Origin of the sequence: Mesorhizobium sp. M0590 (assembly GCF_040320905.1) — a bacterium.
In the GTDB taxonomy this organism is placed as follows: domain Bacteria; phylum Pseudomonadota; class Alphaproteobacteria; order Rhizobiales; family Rhizobiaceae; genus Mesorhizobium.
Map to the genome: position 1 here is coordinate 25,102 of NZ_JAMYQN010000015.1, position 18,086 is coordinate 43,187.

General features: G+C 63.7%; 18 protein-coding genes and 2 pseudogenes. 10 read left to right on the forward strand and 10 right to left on the reverse strand.

Annotated elements, in window-relative coordinates; translation table 11 throughout:
* Positions 1 to 136: 136 nt before the first annotated feature.
* Positions 137 to 577 carry a lipid-binding SYLF domain-containing protein gene (locus NKI52_RS22985; protein ID WP_023677323.1) on the forward strand — a complete coding sequence of 147 codons (441 nt, stop codon included), beginning with the start codon at positions 137 to 139 and terminating at the stop codon, positions 575 to 577.
* Positions 578 to 595: 18 nt separating this feature from the next.
* Here the strand turns inward: NKI52_RS22985 and NKI52_RS22990 are convergent, their stop codons facing one another.
* Positions 596 to 1,228, reverse strand: a complete 633-nt coding sequence (locus NKI52_RS22990) for a TetR/AcrR family transcriptional regulator (RefSeq protein WP_352699776.1) — start codon at positions 1,226 to 1,228, stop codon at positions 596 to 598.
* A 706-nt stretch (positions 1,229 to 1,934) separates the two neighbouring features.
* On the opposite strand from NKI52_RS22990, the gene NKI52_RS22995 reads away from it, so the two are divergent.
* Genes NKI52_RS22995 through NKI52_RS23005 form a run of 3 tightly spaced genes read left to right on the forward strand, consistent with a single transcriptional unit; the run spans position 1,935 to position 5,718 of the window.
* Complete coding sequence (locus tag NKI52_RS22995; protein ID WP_352458225.1) at positions 1,935 to 2,420, forward strand: (2Fe-2S)-binding protein; 486 nt, start codon at positions 1,935 to 1,937, stop codon at positions 2,418 to 2,420.
* Positions 2,417 to 3,400 carry an FAD binding domain-containing protein gene (locus tag NKI52_RS23000; protein ID WP_352458226.1) on the forward strand — a complete coding sequence of 328 codons (984 nt, stop codon included), beginning with the start codon at positions 2,417 to 2,419 and terminating at the stop codon, positions 3,398 to 3,400. Before NKI52_RS22995 ends, NKI52_RS23000 begins: the two co-directional genes overlap by 4 nt.
* Positions 3,397 to 5,718 carry a xanthine dehydrogenase family protein molybdopterin-binding subunit gene (locus NKI52_RS23005; RefSeq protein WP_352699778.1) on the forward strand — a complete coding sequence of 774 codons (2,322 nt, stop codon included), beginning with the start codon at positions 3,397 to 3,399 and terminating at the stop codon, positions 5,716 to 5,718. Before NKI52_RS23000 ends, NKI52_RS23005 begins: the two co-directional genes overlap by 4 nt.
* Positions 5,719 to 5,965: 247 nt before the next feature.
* Here NKI52_RS23005 and NKI52_RS23010 read toward each other — a convergent pair whose 3' ends face one another.
* The gene (locus NKI52_RS23010; protein ID WP_023677329.1) at positions 5,966 to 6,976 is read right to left on the reverse strand and encodes a zinc-dependent alcohol dehydrogenase family protein; all 1,011 of its coding nucleotides are present in this window, start codon (positions 6,974 to 6,976) and stop codon (positions 5,966 to 5,968) included.
* Positions 6,977 to 7,081: 105 nt separating this feature from the next.
* On the opposite strand from NKI52_RS23010, the gene NKI52_RS23015 reads away from it, so the two are divergent.
* Positions 7,082 to 8,011 carry a LysR family transcriptional regulator gene (locus NKI52_RS23015; RefSeq protein WP_352621348.1) on the forward strand — a complete coding sequence of 310 codons (930 nt, stop codon included), beginning with the start codon at positions 7,082 to 7,084 and terminating at the stop codon, positions 8,009 to 8,011.
* Between the two features lie 173 nt (positions 8,012 to 8,184).
* Here the strand turns inward: NKI52_RS23015 and NKI52_RS23020 are convergent, their stop codons facing one another.
* Positions 8,185 to 8,955 carry a slipin family protein gene (locus tag NKI52_RS23020; protein ID WP_023680344.1) on the reverse strand — a complete coding sequence of 257 codons (771 nt, stop codon included), beginning with the start codon at positions 8,953 to 8,955 and terminating at the stop codon, positions 8,185 to 8,187.
* On the reverse strand, positions 8,952 to 10,343 hold the full coding sequence (locus tag NKI52_RS23025) for an NfeD family protein (RefSeq protein WP_352541189.1): 1,392 nt from the start codon (positions 10,341 to 10,343) through the stop codon (positions 8,952 to 8,954). Before NKI52_RS23025 ends, NKI52_RS23020 begins: the two co-directional genes overlap by 4 nt.
* A 205-nt stretch (positions 10,344 to 10,548) precedes the next feature.
* Here NKI52_RS23025 and NKI52_RS23030 point away from each other — a divergent pair.
* Positions 10,549 to 11,024 (forward strand): annotated as a pseudogene (locus NKI52_RS23030) (HAD family hydrolase).
* Between the two features lie 76 nt (positions 11,025 to 11,100).
* On the opposite strand, the gene NKI52_RS23035 reads toward NKI52_RS23030, so the two are convergent.
* The 4 genes and pseudogenes from NKI52_RS23035 to NKI52_RS23050 all read right to left on the reverse strand — a co-directional run.
* Positions 11,101 to 11,388 (reverse strand): hypothetical protein, encoded by a 288-nt coding sequence (locus tag NKI52_RS23035; RefSeq protein WP_352472174.1) that lies wholly within the window; start codon positions 11,386 to 11,388, stop codon positions 11,101 to 11,103.
* Positions 11,389 to 11,457: 69 nt separating this feature from the next.
* Entirely contained in the window at positions 11,458 to 12,048 is a 591-nt protein-coding gene (locus NKI52_RS23040; RefSeq protein WP_352699780.1) for an RES family NAD+ phosphorylase, read from the reverse strand.
* On the reverse strand, positions 12,049 to 12,396 hold the full coding sequence (locus NKI52_RS23045; protein ID WP_023680350.1) for an antitoxin Xre/MbcA/ParS toxin-binding domain-containing protein: 348 nt from the start codon (positions 12,394 to 12,396) through the stop codon (positions 12,049 to 12,051).
* 146 nt (positions 12,397 to 12,542) lie between these two features.
* Positions 12,543 to 12,740 (reverse strand): annotated as a pseudogene (locus NKI52_RS23050) (pseudouridine synthase); the annotation flags it as partial.
* Positions 12,741 to 12,874: 134 nt separating this feature from the next.
* Between NKI52_RS23050 and NKI52_RS23055 the strand changes: the two are divergent.
* From NKI52_RS23055 to NKI52_RS23065, 3 genes are read left to right on the forward strand one after another with little or no spacing between them, the layout of a single operon-like run.
* The gene (locus NKI52_RS23055; RefSeq protein ID WP_245274855.1) at positions 12,875 to 13,384 is read left to right on the forward strand and encodes a hypothetical protein; all 510 of its coding nucleotides are present in this window, start codon (positions 12,875 to 12,877) and stop codon (positions 13,382 to 13,384) included.
* Positions 13,374 to 14,702 carry a tetratricopeptide repeat protein gene (locus NKI52_RS23060; RefSeq protein WP_023680353.1) on the forward strand — a complete coding sequence of 443 codons (1,329 nt, stop codon included), beginning with the start codon at positions 13,374 to 13,376 and terminating at the stop codon, positions 14,700 to 14,702. Before NKI52_RS23055 ends, NKI52_RS23060 begins: the two co-directional genes overlap by 11 nt.
* Before the next feature lie 10 nt (positions 14,703 to 14,712).
* Complete coding sequence (locus NKI52_RS23065; protein ID WP_156937484.1) at positions 14,713 to 15,432, forward strand: hypothetical protein; 720 nt, start codon at positions 14,713 to 14,715, stop codon at positions 15,430 to 15,432.
* A gap of 154 nt (positions 15,433 to 15,586) precedes the next feature.
* On the opposite strand, the gene NKI52_RS23070 is transcribed toward NKI52_RS23065, so the two are convergent.
* A complete protein-coding gene (locus NKI52_RS23070; RefSeq protein WP_352569158.1) occupies positions 15,587 to 16,351 on the reverse strand; it encodes a pseudouridine synthase in 765 nt (254 codons plus the stop codon).
* Between the two features lie 115 nt (positions 16,352 to 16,466).
* Between NKI52_RS23070 and NKI52_RS23075 the strand changes: the two genes are divergently transcribed.
* On the forward strand, positions 16,467 to 17,057 hold the full coding sequence (locus NKI52_RS23075; RefSeq protein WP_352569159.1) for a DUF922 domain-containing Zn-dependent protease: 591 nt from the start codon (positions 16,467 to 16,469) through the stop codon (positions 17,055 to 17,057).
* 46 nt (positions 17,058 to 17,103) lie between these two features.
* Here NKI52_RS23075 and NKI52_RS23080 read toward each other — a convergent pair whose 3' ends face one another.
* On the reverse strand, positions 17,104 to 17,847 hold the full coding sequence (locus NKI52_RS23080) for an SDR family oxidoreductase (protein WP_352569160.1): 744 nt from the start codon (positions 17,845 to 17,847) through the stop codon (positions 17,104 to 17,106).
* Between the last annotated feature and the right edge of the window lie 239 nt (positions 17,848 to 18,086).

The window sequence follows — 18,086 nt, forward strand, 5'->3', positions numbered from 1 at the left end:
TGGCGGTCTTCTTGCGGCCGGAATTCAGGCCGCGTGCTTGGAACCAATGACGGGCGAGACTGTTCAGCTATGACTTTGATATGACGCCGACGTGCCCGGCCGGCTGGGCATGCGGCGATCTTGAGGAGTTCTCATCATGAAGATTTCGTCCAGATTTCGTTCAGTCGCAGTTGCCGTCATCGCTGCGGCGGCAGTTAGCTTTGCCAGCGTCGCGCATGCCGACAGCGGTACGATCCGCTTCGCCATCTACAAGGCGGCCTTTTTCATCGGCGGCTCCGGAGGCGAGGGCACACTGACCTTCCATGGTCGCCGATATCCCATCTCGGTCGGCGGCATCTCGGGCGGCCTCGCCTTCGGCGCCTCCAAGACCTATTTCAAAGGTACCGTGCGCCACATACGCCGCGCCCGGGATGTGACGGGGGTGTACGGTGCAGCGGGCGGTGGCGGCGCGCTCGGCAAAGGAGCCCAGGTGATCGTCATGACCAATGACAAGGGTGCCCAACTCGAACTCACGGGCAGGCAGGTAGGCCTGCAAGTCAATGCCGATCTCAGCGGTATGAGCATCTCGCTGAAATAAGGACAGTCACTGCATTCGTTATTCCTTGGATGGGCCGGATTTGGCCGCTCCAAACCGCAGCCCATCCATCAGCAGCGACACCAATCGGCGCGAGCGGTCGCGCCAGTCCTTGGTGTCCGGTGCCGAATAGATGCCGCCCAGCGCATGCAGCACGTCGGAAGCATCGACATCGCCGCGGATCGAGCCGTCGGCGACCGCGGCATCGATCAGCCGCCGCAAGGCGAGCGTCACCCTGCCCGAAACGTCGGAGAACAGGGTTGAGTTGGTCGTGAGCAGGATGCGCAGGCTTGTCGACAGCCCGCGCTTGGTGGCGATGTAATCGACGAAGCGCTGCATCCATTGTTCGAGCGCCATGTCGGGCGCATAATCGTGGGCGAGTTCGTCGGCCGCCTGGCACAGTCCTTCCACTTCGCGCCGATAAACCACCTCGACCAGGTGCTCGCGGGTTGGGAAATGCCGGTAAAGCGTGCCGATGCCGACGCCGGCCTGGCGCGCAATCTCCTCCAGCGAGGCATCGACGCCTTGCGCGGCAAAGGCTTTTGCCGCGACCTCGACCAGCGCATCGCGGTTGCGCTGCGCGTCGGCGCGCAGCGGCTTTGCAACGGCGGCTTCGGTTTTGTCTCCAGAAATGACGGGCGGCTCCGCGGCCAATTTTTTCTCCAGTGTTGATCCGAAGCATAACCGAACAGGCAGGCCACGTTTCAAGAGCGCAGACGCTTCCACCTTCGTTACGTCTCCGACAAATATAATCGCAAGTAAATATAATCACAGGATCGAGTCTGGGTCGGCGTTGCGGCAGGCGAGGCATCTTGCCCGCCTCCGGTGCACGGCCGGTGGATGACGACGGAGGATATTTCCTCGCGGCTGGCACTCCTCATCTGTTCGGCCGATGCCGTGGGGCAAAAATGAGCCCACGTTGAGCACGATCCCCTCAGGATCATTGGACTGTCCTGCCCCTACAGACAGTTCAGAGAGCACCACCGGCTTGGGCCGGTGGTGCTTTTTTGTCTCCAGGCATGACGGCCGGCTGCCCTGCCAATTTCCTCCAATTTTGATCATTTTCGATCCTGGGCTTGAACAGGGCGGAGCAGGCCCTTAGGTAATAACCGGAGGCGCCTCCGATTGTGGAGCGCCTTTCTCATGTAATCACGGGATCGGGTATGTCACGTCTTTCGACCTCGCAAGCCGCAGCCTTCCCGGAGCTCGCGCCAAGTCGAACCGACCCCCTCTGCCCTGCCGGGCATCTCCCCCCGCAAGGGGGGAGATTAGCTCACCTAGCCATAAGCTGATCTTGCCGCTCGCCGGCCGGGCACCAGATCATCCCCTCCCGCGTCAAGCAACCGGAGCCAGACGCCCCATGACAAGCAAAACCCGAACTTCAATCCAACTTCGAATCAACCGACATCGACATGAGCTGGAGGTCGAACCGCGCGTTACCCTGCTCGACGCCTTGCGCGACCATCTCGGCCTGACCGGCACCAAGAAGGGCTGCGACCAGGGCCAGTGCGGCGCCTGCACCGTTCATATCGACGGCCAGCGCGTGCTGGCCTGCCTGACGCTTGCCACTCAGGCTGAAAGCAGGGACATCACCACCATCGAAGGGCTTGCCGGGGAGGATGGCACGCTGCATGCGGTGCAGGCCGCCTTCCTCGAACAGGATGCCTTTCAGTGCGGCTATTGCACGCCGGGCCAGATCATGTCGGCGGTCGCCTGCATTCGCGAAGGCCATGCCGGCTCGGATGAGGAGATCCGCGAATACATGGCCGGCAATCTCTGCCGCTGCGGCGCCTATCCGCATATTGTCGCCGCCGTGCGGCAGGCGGCCATGGAGGCCGCGTCATGAGGGACTTTTCGTATCTCCGCGCCGGCTCCGTCGATGCAGCCCGTGAGGCAGCAGCACTTCCCGGCGCCATGCTTCTGGCCGGCGGCACGACGCTTGTCGATCTCGCGAAATGCGGCGTTGCCGAACCCGAGACCGTGGTCGACATCACCCATCTCAAGGGACTGGACACGATTGCCGTTGATGACCGGGGCGCCACGATCGGCGCGCTGGCCAGGATGAGCCGCGTCGCCGACCATGCCGATATCAAGAGTCGGTTCCCCGCAGTCTCGGAAGCATTGTGGCAGGCGGCGTCGGCTCAGCTGCGCAACATGGCGACGATCGGCGGCAATCTGATGCAGCGTACGCGCTGCCCCTATTTCCGCGATCCGGCGAATTTCCCCGCCTGCAACAAGCGCTCGCCCGGCAGCGGCTGCTCGGCGATCGGCGGCGTCACCCGCGGCCATGCCGTGCTCGGCACCAGCGAGGCCTGCATCGCCACCTATCCCGGCGACCTGGCGGTTGCACTCGTCGCCTTCGACGCGATCGTCCATCTCGGCGACCGTCAGGTCGCCGTCGATGATTTTTTCCTGTTGCCTGGCAGCACGCCCGAAAGGGAACATGCGATCGAGCCCGGCGAGATGATCACCGCGATCGGCATTCCCGCTTCGGCCGCCGCCCGCCGCTCGACCTATCTCAAGGTCCGCGACCGCCAGTCCTATGAATTCGCCGCCGCAAGTGCTGCGGTCGGCATTGAATTCGAGGCCGACGGAAGGACAATTCGCGATCTGCGCGTCGCGCTTGGCGGCGTTGCCACCAAGCCATGGCGCGCCCTTGCCGTCGAAGAGGCGCTGAAAGGCAAAGTGCTCGAGCCGGAGGTCGTCAGGCAAGCCAGCCTGCTCGCCGTCGAGGGCGCCGTCGACCATGGCGCCAACCACTACAAGATCGAACTGGCGCCGCGCGTCGTCGCCCGCGCCATCCTCAAAATGGGAGAAACGGCATGACCGTTCACGAGTTGAGAACAAGACCCGGCGATGCCAAACGCGGCGACGCTTCGGACGGTGCCGTCCTCCCCGATCAGGTCGGCGGCCGGCTGTCGCGCGTCGACGGCCCGGCCAAGATCACCGGTGCCGCCAAATACGCCGTCGATCAGCAGCTCGAGGGGCTTACCCATGCGGTGCTGGTCGAGAGCACCATTGCCGCCGGCCGGGTGCGTTCGATCGACACGGCCGCGGCCAAGGCGTCGCCCGGCGTGCTGCTGTTGCTGACGCCCGACAATATCCTGCCGCTGAGAACCGCAACGGACTGGCTGGGTACGCCGCCGCCGGACGTCGCCTATTGCCCGCTGGCGCGCGACATCACCTTCAGCGGCCAGCATGTCGCGGCGGTGGTGGCCGAGAGTTTCGAGCAGGCGGTCGCGGCCGCAGCGCTGGTCAAGATTGCCTATGACGAGGCGCCGGCGATCGTCGACCTCAGCGATCCAAAGGCCGGCGACGGCATCCCCGTCGATGCGATGACCAAGGAATGGGGCGAGGCGGAGACAGCGTTCGCCTCGGCTCCGGTCAGGATCTGCAACGCCTACAACACGCCGCGCGAATACCAGGCGCCGATGGAGCCGCATGGCCTGATCGCAAAGTGGCAGGGCGACCAGCTGACGGTCTGGGAGCCGAGCCAATGGCTCGACGGCATGGCGCGGACCTATGCCGAATGGTTCGGCGTGCCGTTCGAGAATGTACGACTGGTCTCGCCCTATATTGGTGGCGGCTTCGGCTCCAAGGCGTTTGCCTATGGCTACGGCGCTGTAGCGGCAGTCGCCGCGAAAATGCTGGGACGGCCAGTGAAGCTGGCGGTCACCAGGCCGCAGACCTTCACCGCCTATGGCGGACGGGCGGCGACGCGCCAGACCGTGGCGCTCGGCGCCAACGCGGAGGGCCAGATCCAGTCGATCGTGCATCGCGGCGTCAACGAGACCTCGGTCGACGGCATGTGGGTCGAGCCGCTCGGCTCGGTCACCTCGGTCATGTACGCGACGCCGAATTTCTCGTCGCGGCAGAACGTCGTGCGGGTCAACACGGTGGTGCCGGGGGCATTGCGCGCGCCGGGCGAGAACCCGAGCGCCTTCGGCATCGAAAGCGCCATCGACGAGCTCGCCTATGAGGTCGGTATCGATCCGCTGGAAATCCGGCTCAGGAACTATGCCGAGCAGGATCCGCATGCGAAGAAGCCGTGGTCGACACGGCAGCTGCGTGAGGCCTTCGCGGCCGGCGCCGAAGCCTTTGGCTGGTCGAAGCGGAACCCCCGGCCGCGTTCGATGCGCGACGGCAACCAGCTGATCGGCTGGGGTGTCGCGGCAGGCACCTACCCGGTGCGGCGCGCCTATGGCGAGGCGGTCGTGCGCATTCTCGCCGACGGCTCGGTCGAGGTCGAAAGCTCATCGATCGACATGGGGCAGGGCACCTACACGATCCTGGCGCAGACCGCCGCCGAGGTGGTGGGCGTGCCGGCGGAAAACGTCGTCGTCAAGCTTGGCGATTCCCGCTATGCCCGTGCCGGCGTCACCGGCGGTTCGCGGCTGGCCGGGGTGATGACCGGCGCCGTCCACAAGGCGGCGAGTGCCGCGCTCGACCAACTGATCGGGCTCGCCATCAGCGATCCGGCTTCGCCGTTCCATGCACTGCAGGCCAACACGCTCGTCGCCGCCAATGGCCGCATCGCTTCACCGCGCGGCAACGGCCCTGAAGTTTCCATCGCCGAACTGCTCAGGAGCGTCGGGCGCGAGCATATCGAGGCGAAGGGCGACACCATGCCGGCCAATTCGACGGTCGAGGACCGCTACAAGAACTACACCACCATTGCCATGGCGCTGCCGCACACCGAGGGCGACTATTCCCGCCACAGCTGGTGCGCGCATTTCATCGAAGTCCGCGTCGACGAGGACTTTGGCACGGTTCGCGTTTCCCGCGTGGTGTCGGCGCTGGATTCGGGCCGGCTCTACAACCCCAAGCTCGCCGAAAGCCAATGGAAGGGCGGCATCATCATGGGCATCGGCCAGGCGCTGCTCGAGGAGGGCATCGTCGACCGCCGCCACGGCCGCATCGTCAACAACAACCTCGCCGACTATCTCATCGCCACCAATGCAGACATTCCCGACATCGAGGTGATCTCGGTCGGTATTCCCGATCCGCATTCCTCGGCGCTTGGCGGCAAGGGGGTCGGCGAGCTGGGCATTGTCGGCGTGGCGCCGGCGATCGCCAACGCGGTATTTCACGCCACCGGGAAAAGGGTGCGGGATCTGCCGATCACGCTGGAGAAGCTGATTTAGGGGCAGACGGTGAGGCTGCCAATCTCCTCTCAAGACTTGGGTTCCTCGCCCACCGCGAGGCGGGGGAGAGGTGGCCGCCCACGGGTCTTGCCTTCGGCAAGCCCGAGGACAGGCTCCGCGCCCGGAGAGGGGTCCTTCGTAGAGCGCGGTTTCCCCTCTCCGTCTCGGCTTCGCCGAGCCACCTCTCCCCACTTTCGTGGGGTGAGGAACCCAAGCTGGAATGAAGCCGCGCTCTGCCTTTCCAGGCTCACCACGTCAACGTAAACGCAAGCTTGCCGAAATGCCGGCCGCCGGCTGCCATATGGGCGTAGGCCTCGGTCGCCTGGTGCTGGCCGTAGACCGTGTCGATGACCGGATCGATACGGGCGGCGCCGATGGCGCGCGCCGCGTCGCGCAGGTCGGATACTGAACCGGTGTTGTTGCCCACCACCTTGAGTGCCTTGATGATGATCGGCAGCAGGTTCGTGGTGGCCTCGGCGCCGGTGACGAAGCCGATGGCGAACACCGTGCCGCCGGGCGCCGCGGCATTGATGGAGCGGGCGAAGGTGGCCGCGCCGCCGGTTTCGACGATCAGATCGGCGCCGAGCCCGTCGGTCAACTCGAGCACCTTGGCGTCCCAGTCCGGCGTCTCACGATAATTAATGAGATGATCCGCACCCAAGGCCTTGGCGCGCGCCAGCTTTTCGTCAGACGACGAGGTGATGATGACCGTGGCGCCGGCTGCCTTGGCCAGCTGCAGGGTCAAGATCGAGACACCACCGGTACCGAGCAGGACGACGACCGACCCCGGCCCGGCATCGGCGGCGCGAAGCGCATTCCACGCGGTGGTGCCGGCGATCGGCAGCGTCGCTGCCGCTTCGAAGGACAGATGCGCCGGCATCGGCACAACGGCATTGGCCGGCAGCGCGACATATTCGGCGAGCGAGCCGGGCAGTGTCAGCCCGCGCATCTCTCTGGTCTCATAAGGCCGCGGACGGCCGCCGATCCAGCGCGGTTTTGCATGGGCGATGACGCGGTCGTTGATGGCGAGCCTCGACACGCCCTCGCCGATACCGACGATCTCGCCGGCGCCGTCGACGACGGGAATGAGCGGAAAGCTCGGACCTGGATAGTTGCCGCTCGCTATCGCGACATCGACAAAATTGAGGCTTGCGGCGCGCAGGCGGATCAGCACTTCGCCGCGCTGCGGTTCAGGCGTGGGAACGGTGGCCGCGCGAAACGCGTCCAGTCTCGGGGCAGTCAGTTCGATCGCTTTCATGTCTCACTCCGGTTGATGGCCGATTGACGGGCCGGGATTGAGTGAAACTAGCTGCTGCGCTATTGGTATATAATCCTTGTGTTTTACATTTGAGCTCTGCGCCTGATGCAGCAATCGCACGAACCGGCAGCATTGGTCGAAATGGCCGCCTTCGCGGCAATCGCCGAAGCACGCTCCTTCACCAAGGCGGCTGCTCGCATCGGCCGCGACGCGACGATCCTGTCGCGGCGCCTTGCCTCGCTGGAAGAGCGGTTGGGCGTGCGCCTGCTGCACCGGACGACACGAAGCGTGTCGCTAACCGAGGCGGGTTCGGAATTTCTCGTTCGCGTCCGCGCCATCCTGGCTGCGGTCGACGAGGCCGAGGCTGCCGCGTCGGCGCATGCCGGCGGCGGGCCGCGCGGCGTGCTGCGGCTGGCGCTGCCCGGCTCGTTCGGGCGCATGTGGATCGGCCCGCTGCTGCCGCAGTTTCTCGCCGAATTTCCCGACGTTCGTATCGAGGCCGAGTTCTCCAACCGTTTCGTCGATCTCGTCGCCGAGAATTTCGACGTCGCCGTGCGTCTCGGCGCGCTGCAGGATTCGCGGCTGGTGGCGCGCAAGGTCGCGACACGGCGGCGGCTGCTGTGCGCCGCGCCGTCCTACCTCGCCCGCCGGGGCACGCCGACTGCGCCGGAGGCGCTGCTGGAACACAGTTGCCTGGGCTTCTCGGGTTTCCAGACCTTTCCGGCCTGGGAGATGACCGACAGTTCGGGCCGGCGCGTCAGTATCGAGGTCTCCGGGCCGCTGGTCACCGACGACGCCGAGGTGCTGGTCGAAGCCGCCGTGCAAGGCGTCGGACTGATGATGAGCACGGATTGGCTGGTCGGACGCGAGCTCGCCGACGGCCGGCTGGTGCCAGTGCTGGAGGACTGGACGCTTGCCGACGAGGGCGCCGTCTATGTCGTCATGCCTTCGGCCAAGGGGCAAGCCGCCAAGACACGTGCCTTCGCCGACTGGATCGGCAAACGCTTTGCGCCGGTCCCGCCGTGGCGGAGGTGAGGGTGCTGATCTCCCCCCTTGAGGGGGAGATGTCGCCGAAGGCGACAGAGGGGGTCGCGGCGCGTGGAGCGTCAGCGCCGTCTCTCGTAGAGGAAGGCGTCGGCGATCTATGTGAGACGACCCCCTCTGGCTGCTTCGCGGCCATCTCCCCCTCGAGGGGGGAGATTACGCGCTCAGCCGCCTCCGCCTCCACCACCCTGCTTGATGAAATGACCGAGCAGATCCATCGGCACCGGAAACACGACCGTCGACGAGCGCTCACCGGCGATGTCATGGAGAGCCTCGAAATAGCGTAGCTGCATGGCCTGCGGTGCTTCGGCCAGCATCTTGCCGGCCTCGACGAGCTTTGCCGCCGCCTGCTGTTCGCCGTCGGCATTGATCACTTTCGCACGCCGCAGCCGTTCCGCTTCGGCCTGCTTGGCGATGGCGCGGACCATGTTCTCGTTGAGGTCGACATGCTTGATCTCGACATCGGAGACCTTGATGCCCCAGGCATCGGTGCGCTGGTCGAGAATCTCCTGGATATCGCTGTTGAGCTTGTCACGTTCGGCCAGCATTTCATCGAGCTCATGCTTGCCGAGCACCGAGCGCAACGTGGTCTGTGCCAGCTGGTTGGTGGCGGTCATGAAGTCTTCAACCTGGATCACCGCCCGCTCGGCGTCGACGATACGAAAATACAGCACCGCGTTGACCTTCACCGAGACGTTGTCGCGCGAGATCACGTCCTGCGGCGGCACGTCCTGGACCACCACTCGCAGGTCGACCTTCACCATCTGCTGCACGAAGGGGATGAGGATGATAAGGCCGGGGCCCTTGACCCCGGTGAAGCGGCCGAGCGTGAAGACCACGCCGCGCTCATATTCCCGCAGGATGCGAATGGCCGCGGATAGGAACATGACCACGACGAGCGCTGCTGCCAGATAGGCCACATAACCGATGATCATTGCCTTGCTCCATCGCTTCTCACATTGCGGCGCCGTATCGTCAGCACAAGATCCCTGACATCGGCCACCTCGACGCTGTCGCCCACTGCAAGCGGTTCGTCGGCTTTTGCCCGCCAGCGCTCGCCCCGGGCGAGCACGTGGCCCTCGCTGCCCTGCCAGTCGAGGACCTCCGCCGGCAGCCCCTGCATGGCCTGTGCGCCAACACGCGGAACGTTCTTGCGGGCCGCCCACAGATAGCTGCCGGTCAGCAGCGCCAGGCCGAGCGTCAGGACGGCGGCGGTGCCGATAACGGCCCACGACATCTCGAAGCCGGGCCCCTCGATCCTGAGCAGCATGGCAGCGCCCAGCAGAAACGCAGCCACGCCTCCCAGCCCAAGGACCACAGTCGGGTTCAAGGCTTCGACGACCAGGAAGATGATGCCAAGCAGCATCAAGGCAAGGCCGGCATAGCTGATCGGCAGGAGATTGAGCGCATAGAGTCCGAGCAGAAGGCAAATCGTGCCGATCACGCCGGGCGCGACCGCGCCCGGGCTCGTGAATTCGAAGACGAGGCCATAGACGCCGACCAGCATCAGGATGACGGCGATGTTCGGGTCCGTGATCACGGCGAGAAGCCGGATGAGCCAGCCTGGCTCGAGCGTTTCGACCGGCAGCCCTTTCGTCGCCAATGCCTCTTTCTTGCCGGCGATCTCGACGGTCCGGCCGTCGGCCAGTTGAAGCAGTTCGGTGGTGTCGCGGGCGACGAAATCGATGACATGCTGCTGCAGCGCCGCGCCGGCCGACAGGCTGGCCGCCTCGCGCACGGCCTTTTCTCCCCATTCGGCATTGCGCCCGCGCAATTCAGCCAGGCTGCGGATCAGGGCAACGGCATCGTTCGTCGCCTTGGCGATCATCGCATCGCCCGCGGGTGCGTTCTTCTTGTCCTTGTCCGCCTCGGGGCCATCGTTCTTGCCGCCGGGAAACGATGGCAGCGGCCCGCCCATCTCGATCGGCGTTGCCGCGCCCAGATTGGTGCCGGGCGCCATCGCCGCCAGATGGGTGGCGTAGAGGATGTAGGTTCCGGCGCTCGCCGCGTGCCCGCCGGCGGGCGCGACATAGCCGATGACGGGAACCGGCGAGGCGAGAATGCCGGCGATCATCTCGCGCATGCTGGTGACCAGCCCGCCGGGCGTGTCCATCTGCAGGATGAGAGCCTGGGCGTTTCGGTCCGCGGCCACCGCCAGCGCTTCCTCGAGCTGCCTGGCACTCGCCGGACCGATGGCGCCGTCTATCTCGACGCGCAACACAATTTTCTCCCGGCCGTCCGCCTCTCCGGTTGCGGAAGAGGGACAAACGGCCGCAACAGCCACGAAAGCCGCGGCAAGCAGGACCGCACGCGCGAGTTTCACGCTCAAAGCTCCACATCTAGGAATATGGGCTGGATTTTGCCGAAATCCATGACGCGGCGCGCACACATCGCGCCGGCCCGGCAGGTCGCACAACTCGGCAGCGAGGATGGATCGATTCTCGGGTTTGTGGCGGTACTACCCGGCCTGTGCTTGCGGTCAGCTCGCGCTACGTCCGACCAATCGAAAAGCATCCAGGAGAAAAACAATGCGTATGCAACCCGCTTTCCTGTTCGATCTCGACGGCACGTTGGTCGACAGCGTCTACCAGCATGTGCTGGCCCGGAAGGAGGCGCTCGACGAGGAGGATATCGAGCTGTCGGTCTGGCGCATCCACCGCAAGATCGGCATGAGTGGCGGGCTGTTCGCCAACCAGCTGCTGCGCGAAACCGACATTGAGATCAGCACCGAGCGCGTCGACCGGCTGCGGCGGCGCCATGCCGAAGCCTATCAGCGCCCGGCGAGCCGCATCCGTCCGCTCCCCGGTGCGCGCGAATTGCTGGTCTGGCTGACGAAGGCGGGCATATCGTGGGCGATCGCCACCAGCGGGGGCATCGAGACGGCGTCGGCCTGCTCAGCGGCGGCTACAGCACCGAGGAGCTCCGCCAATCGGGCGCGTTTCGCGTCTATGAAGATCCCGACGACATGCTGCGCCATGTCGACGAAGTCGGCGGCCGCACATGAAGGCGACCGGCGGACTGTCGCCGTCATTCGATCACACCTATGTCTCTTGCGCATTGGAGCCATCTCTAGCGGGCTTCTATTGCGCGGCGTCTTCCTGGATTGTCTGTTCCTGGATTCGGGCGGGTGCCCCGAGACACTGATCGTAGCCGATGGTGCAATTATTCAGACATTCGTTGCGCCCCTGGATGGATTTGACGCTGTTGTAGTCGATCGGCACAGCCTGGCATTTCTTCTGGCACGCCTGGTCCTTCTCGGCGCAATTCGTGCCGTGGCCCTTGGGGTACTTCTTCGTGGTCGCTTCAGCGTTCAATGGCAAGACGGCCAGCAGCGCCAGCAGCGTCGGTATCAGTCGGAGCATACGCATGGATCCTCCCTTGCGCGTTAGACCTCTGCACTTGGAGGCAATGTTAGCGCGCCACTTCCGCTGGCCACATCACCCGTGCGGGGGATGGACGGCAGCGGGGCCGCCGCTAGCCCAGGCAATTTCCCCGTGATCGGTTCTGCTCGTCATCGCTCCGGCCGGCAGCCGATCACAAAACGCGACGACGTTCAGGCAGTCATGTCGCGCGCTGGGCACGATCAGGCCGTCATAATCGAGGAAATGCGCGGCCTCGCCGATGTCTTGCGACCTCGGATATTCGGCGTGCCTTTCCTGATACGAAAGCTGCCCGTAGCGCGCGGTGTCGAGGCCAAGGGTCTGCAAGGCTGCCAGGTCGAGCAGTCTGAGCGTCCGGTCCAAAGCAAGATCGATCTCGAAGAGATTGTATCTGACGCGCGAAGGGATCACTGGCTGCCCCCGCGTCAAGTGGAATCTCATCTCGCTCAAGGCACCTTCGCGCTCTTGCGAGGTGTAGAGCACGTCGAACGTCCCATCGTCCCAACGGCCGCCGGAGTTCGAGCACTGGATCGGGCTGCGGCCCTGGCGCACCACACGCCAAACCGTTCCGGAGTATTCGACCGGAACTATTGCCTCGATAGCGTCGATGAGCCGGCTATCGCGTCGTTTCCGCCCGGCGATCGCCAACTAGAGAAAGACCTCGTTCTCAAGCCGATCGATGACTTTGAGCACGTCGAGAGCACGGTCGTCGTGAATGAGATCGATTGCTCTTTCGCCGTTCAATTGCGGGTGGCGAGCGTAAAGCCAGGTGCGGATATCGCTTGGCTCGTAGAATTCCTGCAGTCGGCCGACGATATAGTGCAGGTCCGACAGAATGAGCTCGCTGCGCGGCTGGGGCTTGATGTCGCCGGCCTTCCACCTCGAAACCGTGGCCTTGGACACGTCGGTGATGTTTGCAATGTCGGTTCCCTTGAGACCGCCAAACGTGCCCAATTCGTCCAGGAATCTGGGGACCGCCCGCAACGCCGTGCTCATGCTTTTCTCTCCGGCTGCCGAGCCACTTCGCGTCGGACCAGCCCTTCAATTGCGCTGTCGCATTTCGGTTTCATAAAAGGAAAATATGAAACAGGAATGTTAATGTCAATCACCCGTTCGGTGCGAAGGCCCCTGGAGCCAGCACTTCAGGCCTGAAGTAGCGCCAGCTCTTCCGCGCTCAGATGGCGTGCCTTGCCTTTGGCAAGCTCGCCGAGCTGCAATTGGCCGATCGCCACCCGCACCAGGCGCAGCACCTCGATATCGTAGGCGCCAAGCAGCCGGCGGATGTGGCGGTTGCGGCCCTCGTCGAGCACGATCTCCAGCCAGGCGGTGCTGGTGCCGCTTCCACTCGATCGAAAATCAATCGCCTGAATTGCTACAGCGCCCTGTCGCCGGTAATGCCACGGGACAATTTGTTTTGTATAGTCCTTGATGCCACGTGGCCGACGATGGTTCGATGACTTGGGAAGGGAAGATCATGCGAAGCGGATTGGCGAAATTCGTCGTGGCGGGTTGCGTCGCCGCTCAGGTCGTCCTGCAAGCGGCGCAGCCGGCGTTTGCCGCGCCGTGCGGCTGGACGGCGAAACTGGAGGAAGAGGAGGGCGGCAAAGTGCTGATGGCGTCGGTTTGCGGCGGATCGAATGGCGGCGCCCAGCTGACGCTGGCCTGTTTCGGCAAGCCGACGCTGAGCTATGATTTGGGCGACAGCGGTCCGCAACTGGAACCCGGCATCGCTTCGTTCGCGTTCAAGGCCGGCGGCAAAGCGGTGACCAAGACGCTTCAACTCGAAGAAATGTACAACACCTTCACCGTGGAATTGAGCAGCACCGACCCGCTGTTGGCCCTGCTGCGCTCCAAGGGCGAGGTCACGGTCGCCTCGGGCAAATATGGCGAGAACAGCTTTCCGCTTGCCGGCTCATCCGCCGCCATCGGCAAGGTGCTGGCCCAGTGCGGCAAAGCCAAGGCTTCTTCCGACAATGACAACTGATGAACCCCTTACATTTCAATTTGAATCGCGCGAGACGTTGGTTGCGAAGATAGAGCGTGATCCCGCTAACCTCGATCCCTGGACAGGGCTTGTCGAACTGGAGGCCGAGGAAAGCAGCCTGGACACCGCGGTGTCGGTTCTCTTGCGGGCAATTGATGCTGTATCCGACAGGGAACAGCTTTGGCGATTTGTCGACAATTTTGTCTGGTTTTGCGGAGTTGCCGAAGGGCCGACTATGGCTTTGAGCGAAGCGAGCGTCCATGCCTTCTACGAGCGGTGGAAAATCGATACGCACCGTAGCGCGCAGACGAGCCTTTTCTTCGCTCAGCAGTTCAAGAAGCTCAATCTCCCTGACTTATGTGCCGAGAACGTTACGCGCGCAGAGGGCGAGGTGCACACCGGGCGGGACTATATCCTGCTTGCCTTGTTCCTGCGCGACAAAATGGAAACGCCGCAGCTGGCTTTGGCCGCCTTGCAACGGGGAATAGCCGCGCACCCGCGCAACGCGATCATCTGGGATTGCGTTGCCGACACACACCGCCTTGGGAACTCGGCGTGGGAGATCGCGGAATCCACCTATCAGTCATTCAAGCAATGCCGCCTCGATGCAACCACAGAAGATGCCTGCGTCGCCTGGGCATCGTTTGGGCTAATGCTCGATGAAATCGGCAACTATTTGTCGGCTGAAAAGGCCTATCGCCGGGCAATAGAAATCGATCCACGCTACCGCTGGGCGACAGGGAAGTTGTCGGGACTGCTCCGTCGCCGGTTCGCCCGCTACCATGAAGCTGAGAAACTTGCGCTGCGGTGCGTTGAAATCGATCCGGAGCACGCATGGTCGTGGTTCAATCTCGGCTTTGTTTATCATCATCATCTGGCCCGTTTCGCCGACGCCAAAAAGGCGTATCAGCGCGCGATCAAACTCAAGCCGGACTATGTTAAGGTGTGGGAGAATCTGGCCGCTCTGATGGCGTTCGAAACAGACGCGCCCATAGAGGCTCAAAAGGCGTTCGACAAGGTGTTCGGACTCTCGGGTGTTTCAGCTTGGACCTATAATCAATACGGTATTTTTCTTCGCGAATTGACAGACCGGTACGACGAGTCAGAAAAGGCCTTGCTGCACGCAATTGAAATGGAGCCAGCAGACTGGTGCCATCGGTTGGCGTTGGCGGTTCTGTATGAGAAGCGCTTGCTGCGGTTCGAGGAGGCTCGCAAATTTCTGCTCGAAGCAAAGGAGTGTGGCGCTCCGATTGACAATATCGATTATCGCTTGGCCTTGATTGCACAACGCCGTCGCCCTCTGAAGGTAGTCAAGTAAAGGAACGGCCGTGAAACGTTTGGTGTGGTCGATTTTTGCCATCCTATTTTCGACATGGGCTCACGCCCATGTTCCACCAACAGGCTCGGCTTATGCGAAGGATTTGTTCGCCAAGTTGGATGAACTTTTGCAGCAGCGCCGGATTGAAGGCAAATTGCCAAATCTTGAAGATCCAACGGACCGGGATCTACTGCACAAGATTTGGGACGGCGGGGCTTTGATAGGTTCGCCGCCATACGATGAGGGCGACCTGGTAGCACTGTCTTTCGTAATGGACAGAAGTCGGTCGCTACTCGCGCTCTATAGCCAAAATAGCTCATTGCCTCTGCAGGATGAAGCTACGCAGACATTCGCGCTTTTGATTCGGGCTGCTGCCGCTTCGCAGATAGCTTTCAATGATTTCCTAGCGCACCAACCTAACGCTGCCGAAATGTTGCGCCCCAACGGAGCCAAAGCTCGAGGAGGCATAGAGAAAATGTTTCGTGGCGCCTCGATTTTTCTGGCTGACCCGGCTCTGAAGGAGGGAAACAAGATAGTTCTTGTTGAATCGCTGAGAGCAGATGGTCCCTATCTCGCGCAGAGCATCTCTCCAGACCATCGCCAGGCCCTGATCGATTTGTTTGTCCCGTTGGTTGGCCAGCTTCCCATGCCTGCCCAAGAATCGCTCAAGATTTTTATGCAGGAAATCAACGCCGCCGGCTGCGATCTGTGGTGTGCTGACGGAATGTAATACCGATAGACATTGATATCGGTCGAACCCGTGTGAGCGGTCGGTCAGGAATATCCGCCAGGAGTCGAAAGCGACTCTTGTCCGCCCGCGCTGCTTGCTGCGTCACGTGGGCTTCGACTGGCAGCTGCCTGACTATCGAGTCGCCGCCAGCCGGCTAGGCCTGAAGCATCGCCAGCTCTTCCGCGCTCAGATGGCGTGCCTTGCCTTTGGCAAGCTCCCCGAGCTGCAATTGGCCGATCGCCACCCGCACCAGGCGCAGCACCTCGACATCGTGGGCGGCGAGCAGCCGGCGGATATGGCGGTTGCGGCCCTCGTCGAGCACGATCTCCAGCCAGGCGGTGCTGGTGCCGCCGCGCAGCAGCTCGATCGAGCGGGCCGTCAGCAATTCGCCGTCGACTGTCGCGCCGGCGCGCAACCGCGCCAGCATGGCCTCGTCGGGCAGCGCGCCGATCTGCACGTGATAGGTCTTGGCGACATGCGAGGCGGGATCGAGCAGGCGCTGCGCGAAGCGCGTGTCGTTAGTGATCAACAGCAGGCCTTCGCTGGCCTTGTCGAGGCGGCCGACCGGCGAGACGAAAGGCAGGTCGAGCCCTGCCAGGCAATCATAGACGGTGCCGCGGTCCTGCGGGTCGTCGCGAGTGGTGACCAGCCCGCGCGGCTTGTTGAGCATCAGATAGACCTTGCGCTCGGCGGCGACGCGGCGGCCGTCGACCTCGATGCGGTCGCGGCCGGGATCGACGCGCATCGAGCCGTTGCGCACGATCTTGCCGGCAACCCGCACGCGCCCCTCGGCAACCAGAAGCTCGGCCTGCTTGCGCGAGCACAGGCCAAGCTTCGACAGCGCGCGACAGAGGCTGACGCCGGGAGGCTGGGCCCGGGGGGCAGGGCGTTGCCGGGCAATGTTCGGTCGCGGCGACATGATGTTGCCTGTGGATTCTTGTATACGAGCATCCCACTATAGCCGGCCGCCGGCTATGTCCACGGAAGGGAACTGCATATCGTTTGAGTCGTGCGCAGCGGCTGCGAGGACTTGCATGAAAACAGCCATTCGCCTTTGCCTGCTGCTCGCCTTCCTGCCGACATCGCCGGCGCATGCCGGCTGGCAGGCGGTCGAGAAGGTCGAGACCTATGCCATCTCAGGGCAATCCGGGCCGGAGCTCTACGCCTCGATCGGCGGGCGCGGGCCGCTGCTCGGCGAACGCCGCGTCATCGCGCATACCAATTTCAAGCTGACCTGGGTGAGGGACTACCAGCCGCAAGGCGACGCCTGCGTGCTGGTGTCGGCGCAGCCGAAGCTGATCATCACCTACACCTTGCCGAAGCCGGCCGCGCGGCTGCCGGGCGCAATCCAGAAGAACTGGGAGGTTTTCGCAGCTGGCCTCGCCGCCCACGAGAAGGTGCACGGCGCCAGCATCGTCGACATGGTGCACAAGATCGAGGCGGCCACCATTGGCCTGACCGTCGCCGATGACCGTGGCTGCAGCAAGATCAGGATCGAAGTGACGAGACGGCTCGCCGGAATCTCGCAGGCACAACGGCAGGCGAGCCGCGATTTCGACCGGGTCGAATTCGGCCCGGGCGGCAAGTTGCGGCAGCTTGTGTTCACGCTGATGATCGGCGGATGATGCTGCAGGGCTGCGGGGGCGGCGCAGGGTACCACCTTTGCGGCCCTCACGCCTGCTCGGTCGGATAGAGCGTCAGGATGTTGACGTTGACCCGTGGCGGCTGGCTCACCGCATAAAGGATGGCGGCGGCGATGTCCTCGCTTTCCAGCTGCTCCATGTCGCCCAGCCTTTGCTCGACCGCCTGGCGCACATCGGCGCGCATATTCTGGGTGAACTCGGTCTTGACGGCGCCGGGCTCGATGCAGGTGACGCGGATGCCATCTTTGCCGATCTCGCGACGCAGCGATTCCGCCATCGCGCTCACCGCGTGCTTGGTGCCGGAATAGACCACCGAAGGGTGGATGTAACGGCCGGTGCCGGACGAGACCACGACGATGTGGCCGGCGCCTTGCCGCTGCATCGACGGCAGTGCTGCATGGATCGGATAAAGCAGGCCCAGGATGTTGACGTCGACCATCCGGCGGTATTCTTCCGGCGTCGTGTTGCGGAACGGCGCGGCGACGCCGACGCCGGCAACCGCAAGCAGCATGTCGAGCCGGCCGTACTCCTGCTGGACCCGCTCGACCATCGCCGTGGCTTGCGTTTCGTCGGTGACGTCGACGGCAATCGGCAGTGCCGCGCTGCCGGTTTCACGGATCCGCCTCGCCAGGTCGTCCAGGCGCTCGGCGCGCCGCGCGGCAATCACCAGCGTGGCGCCCTCGGCCGCCAGCGCCAAGGCGGTGGCCTCGCCGATGCCGGAAGAGGCGCCCGTCACCAAGGCGATCTTGCCGCTCAGTTTTCCTGCGTGCATGTTTTCTCTCCTGACGCTTTGGACACGCCGTGAAGCTAGGGCGCAGGCTTTCTGGAACAATGCTGATCGAAAACCGAATCCACTGTTAGGTTTTGGCCCCAGCAAGCCCACGTCTGCGCACGAACGGGCCTTGACGCGACCGGAGCTGTTGCGTCTTGATACCGGGGCTGCGGGGCTTCACATGAAAACAGCTGATCGACTACGTCTGCGGGTGGCTTGTTTGCATGCGACGCGCTTGC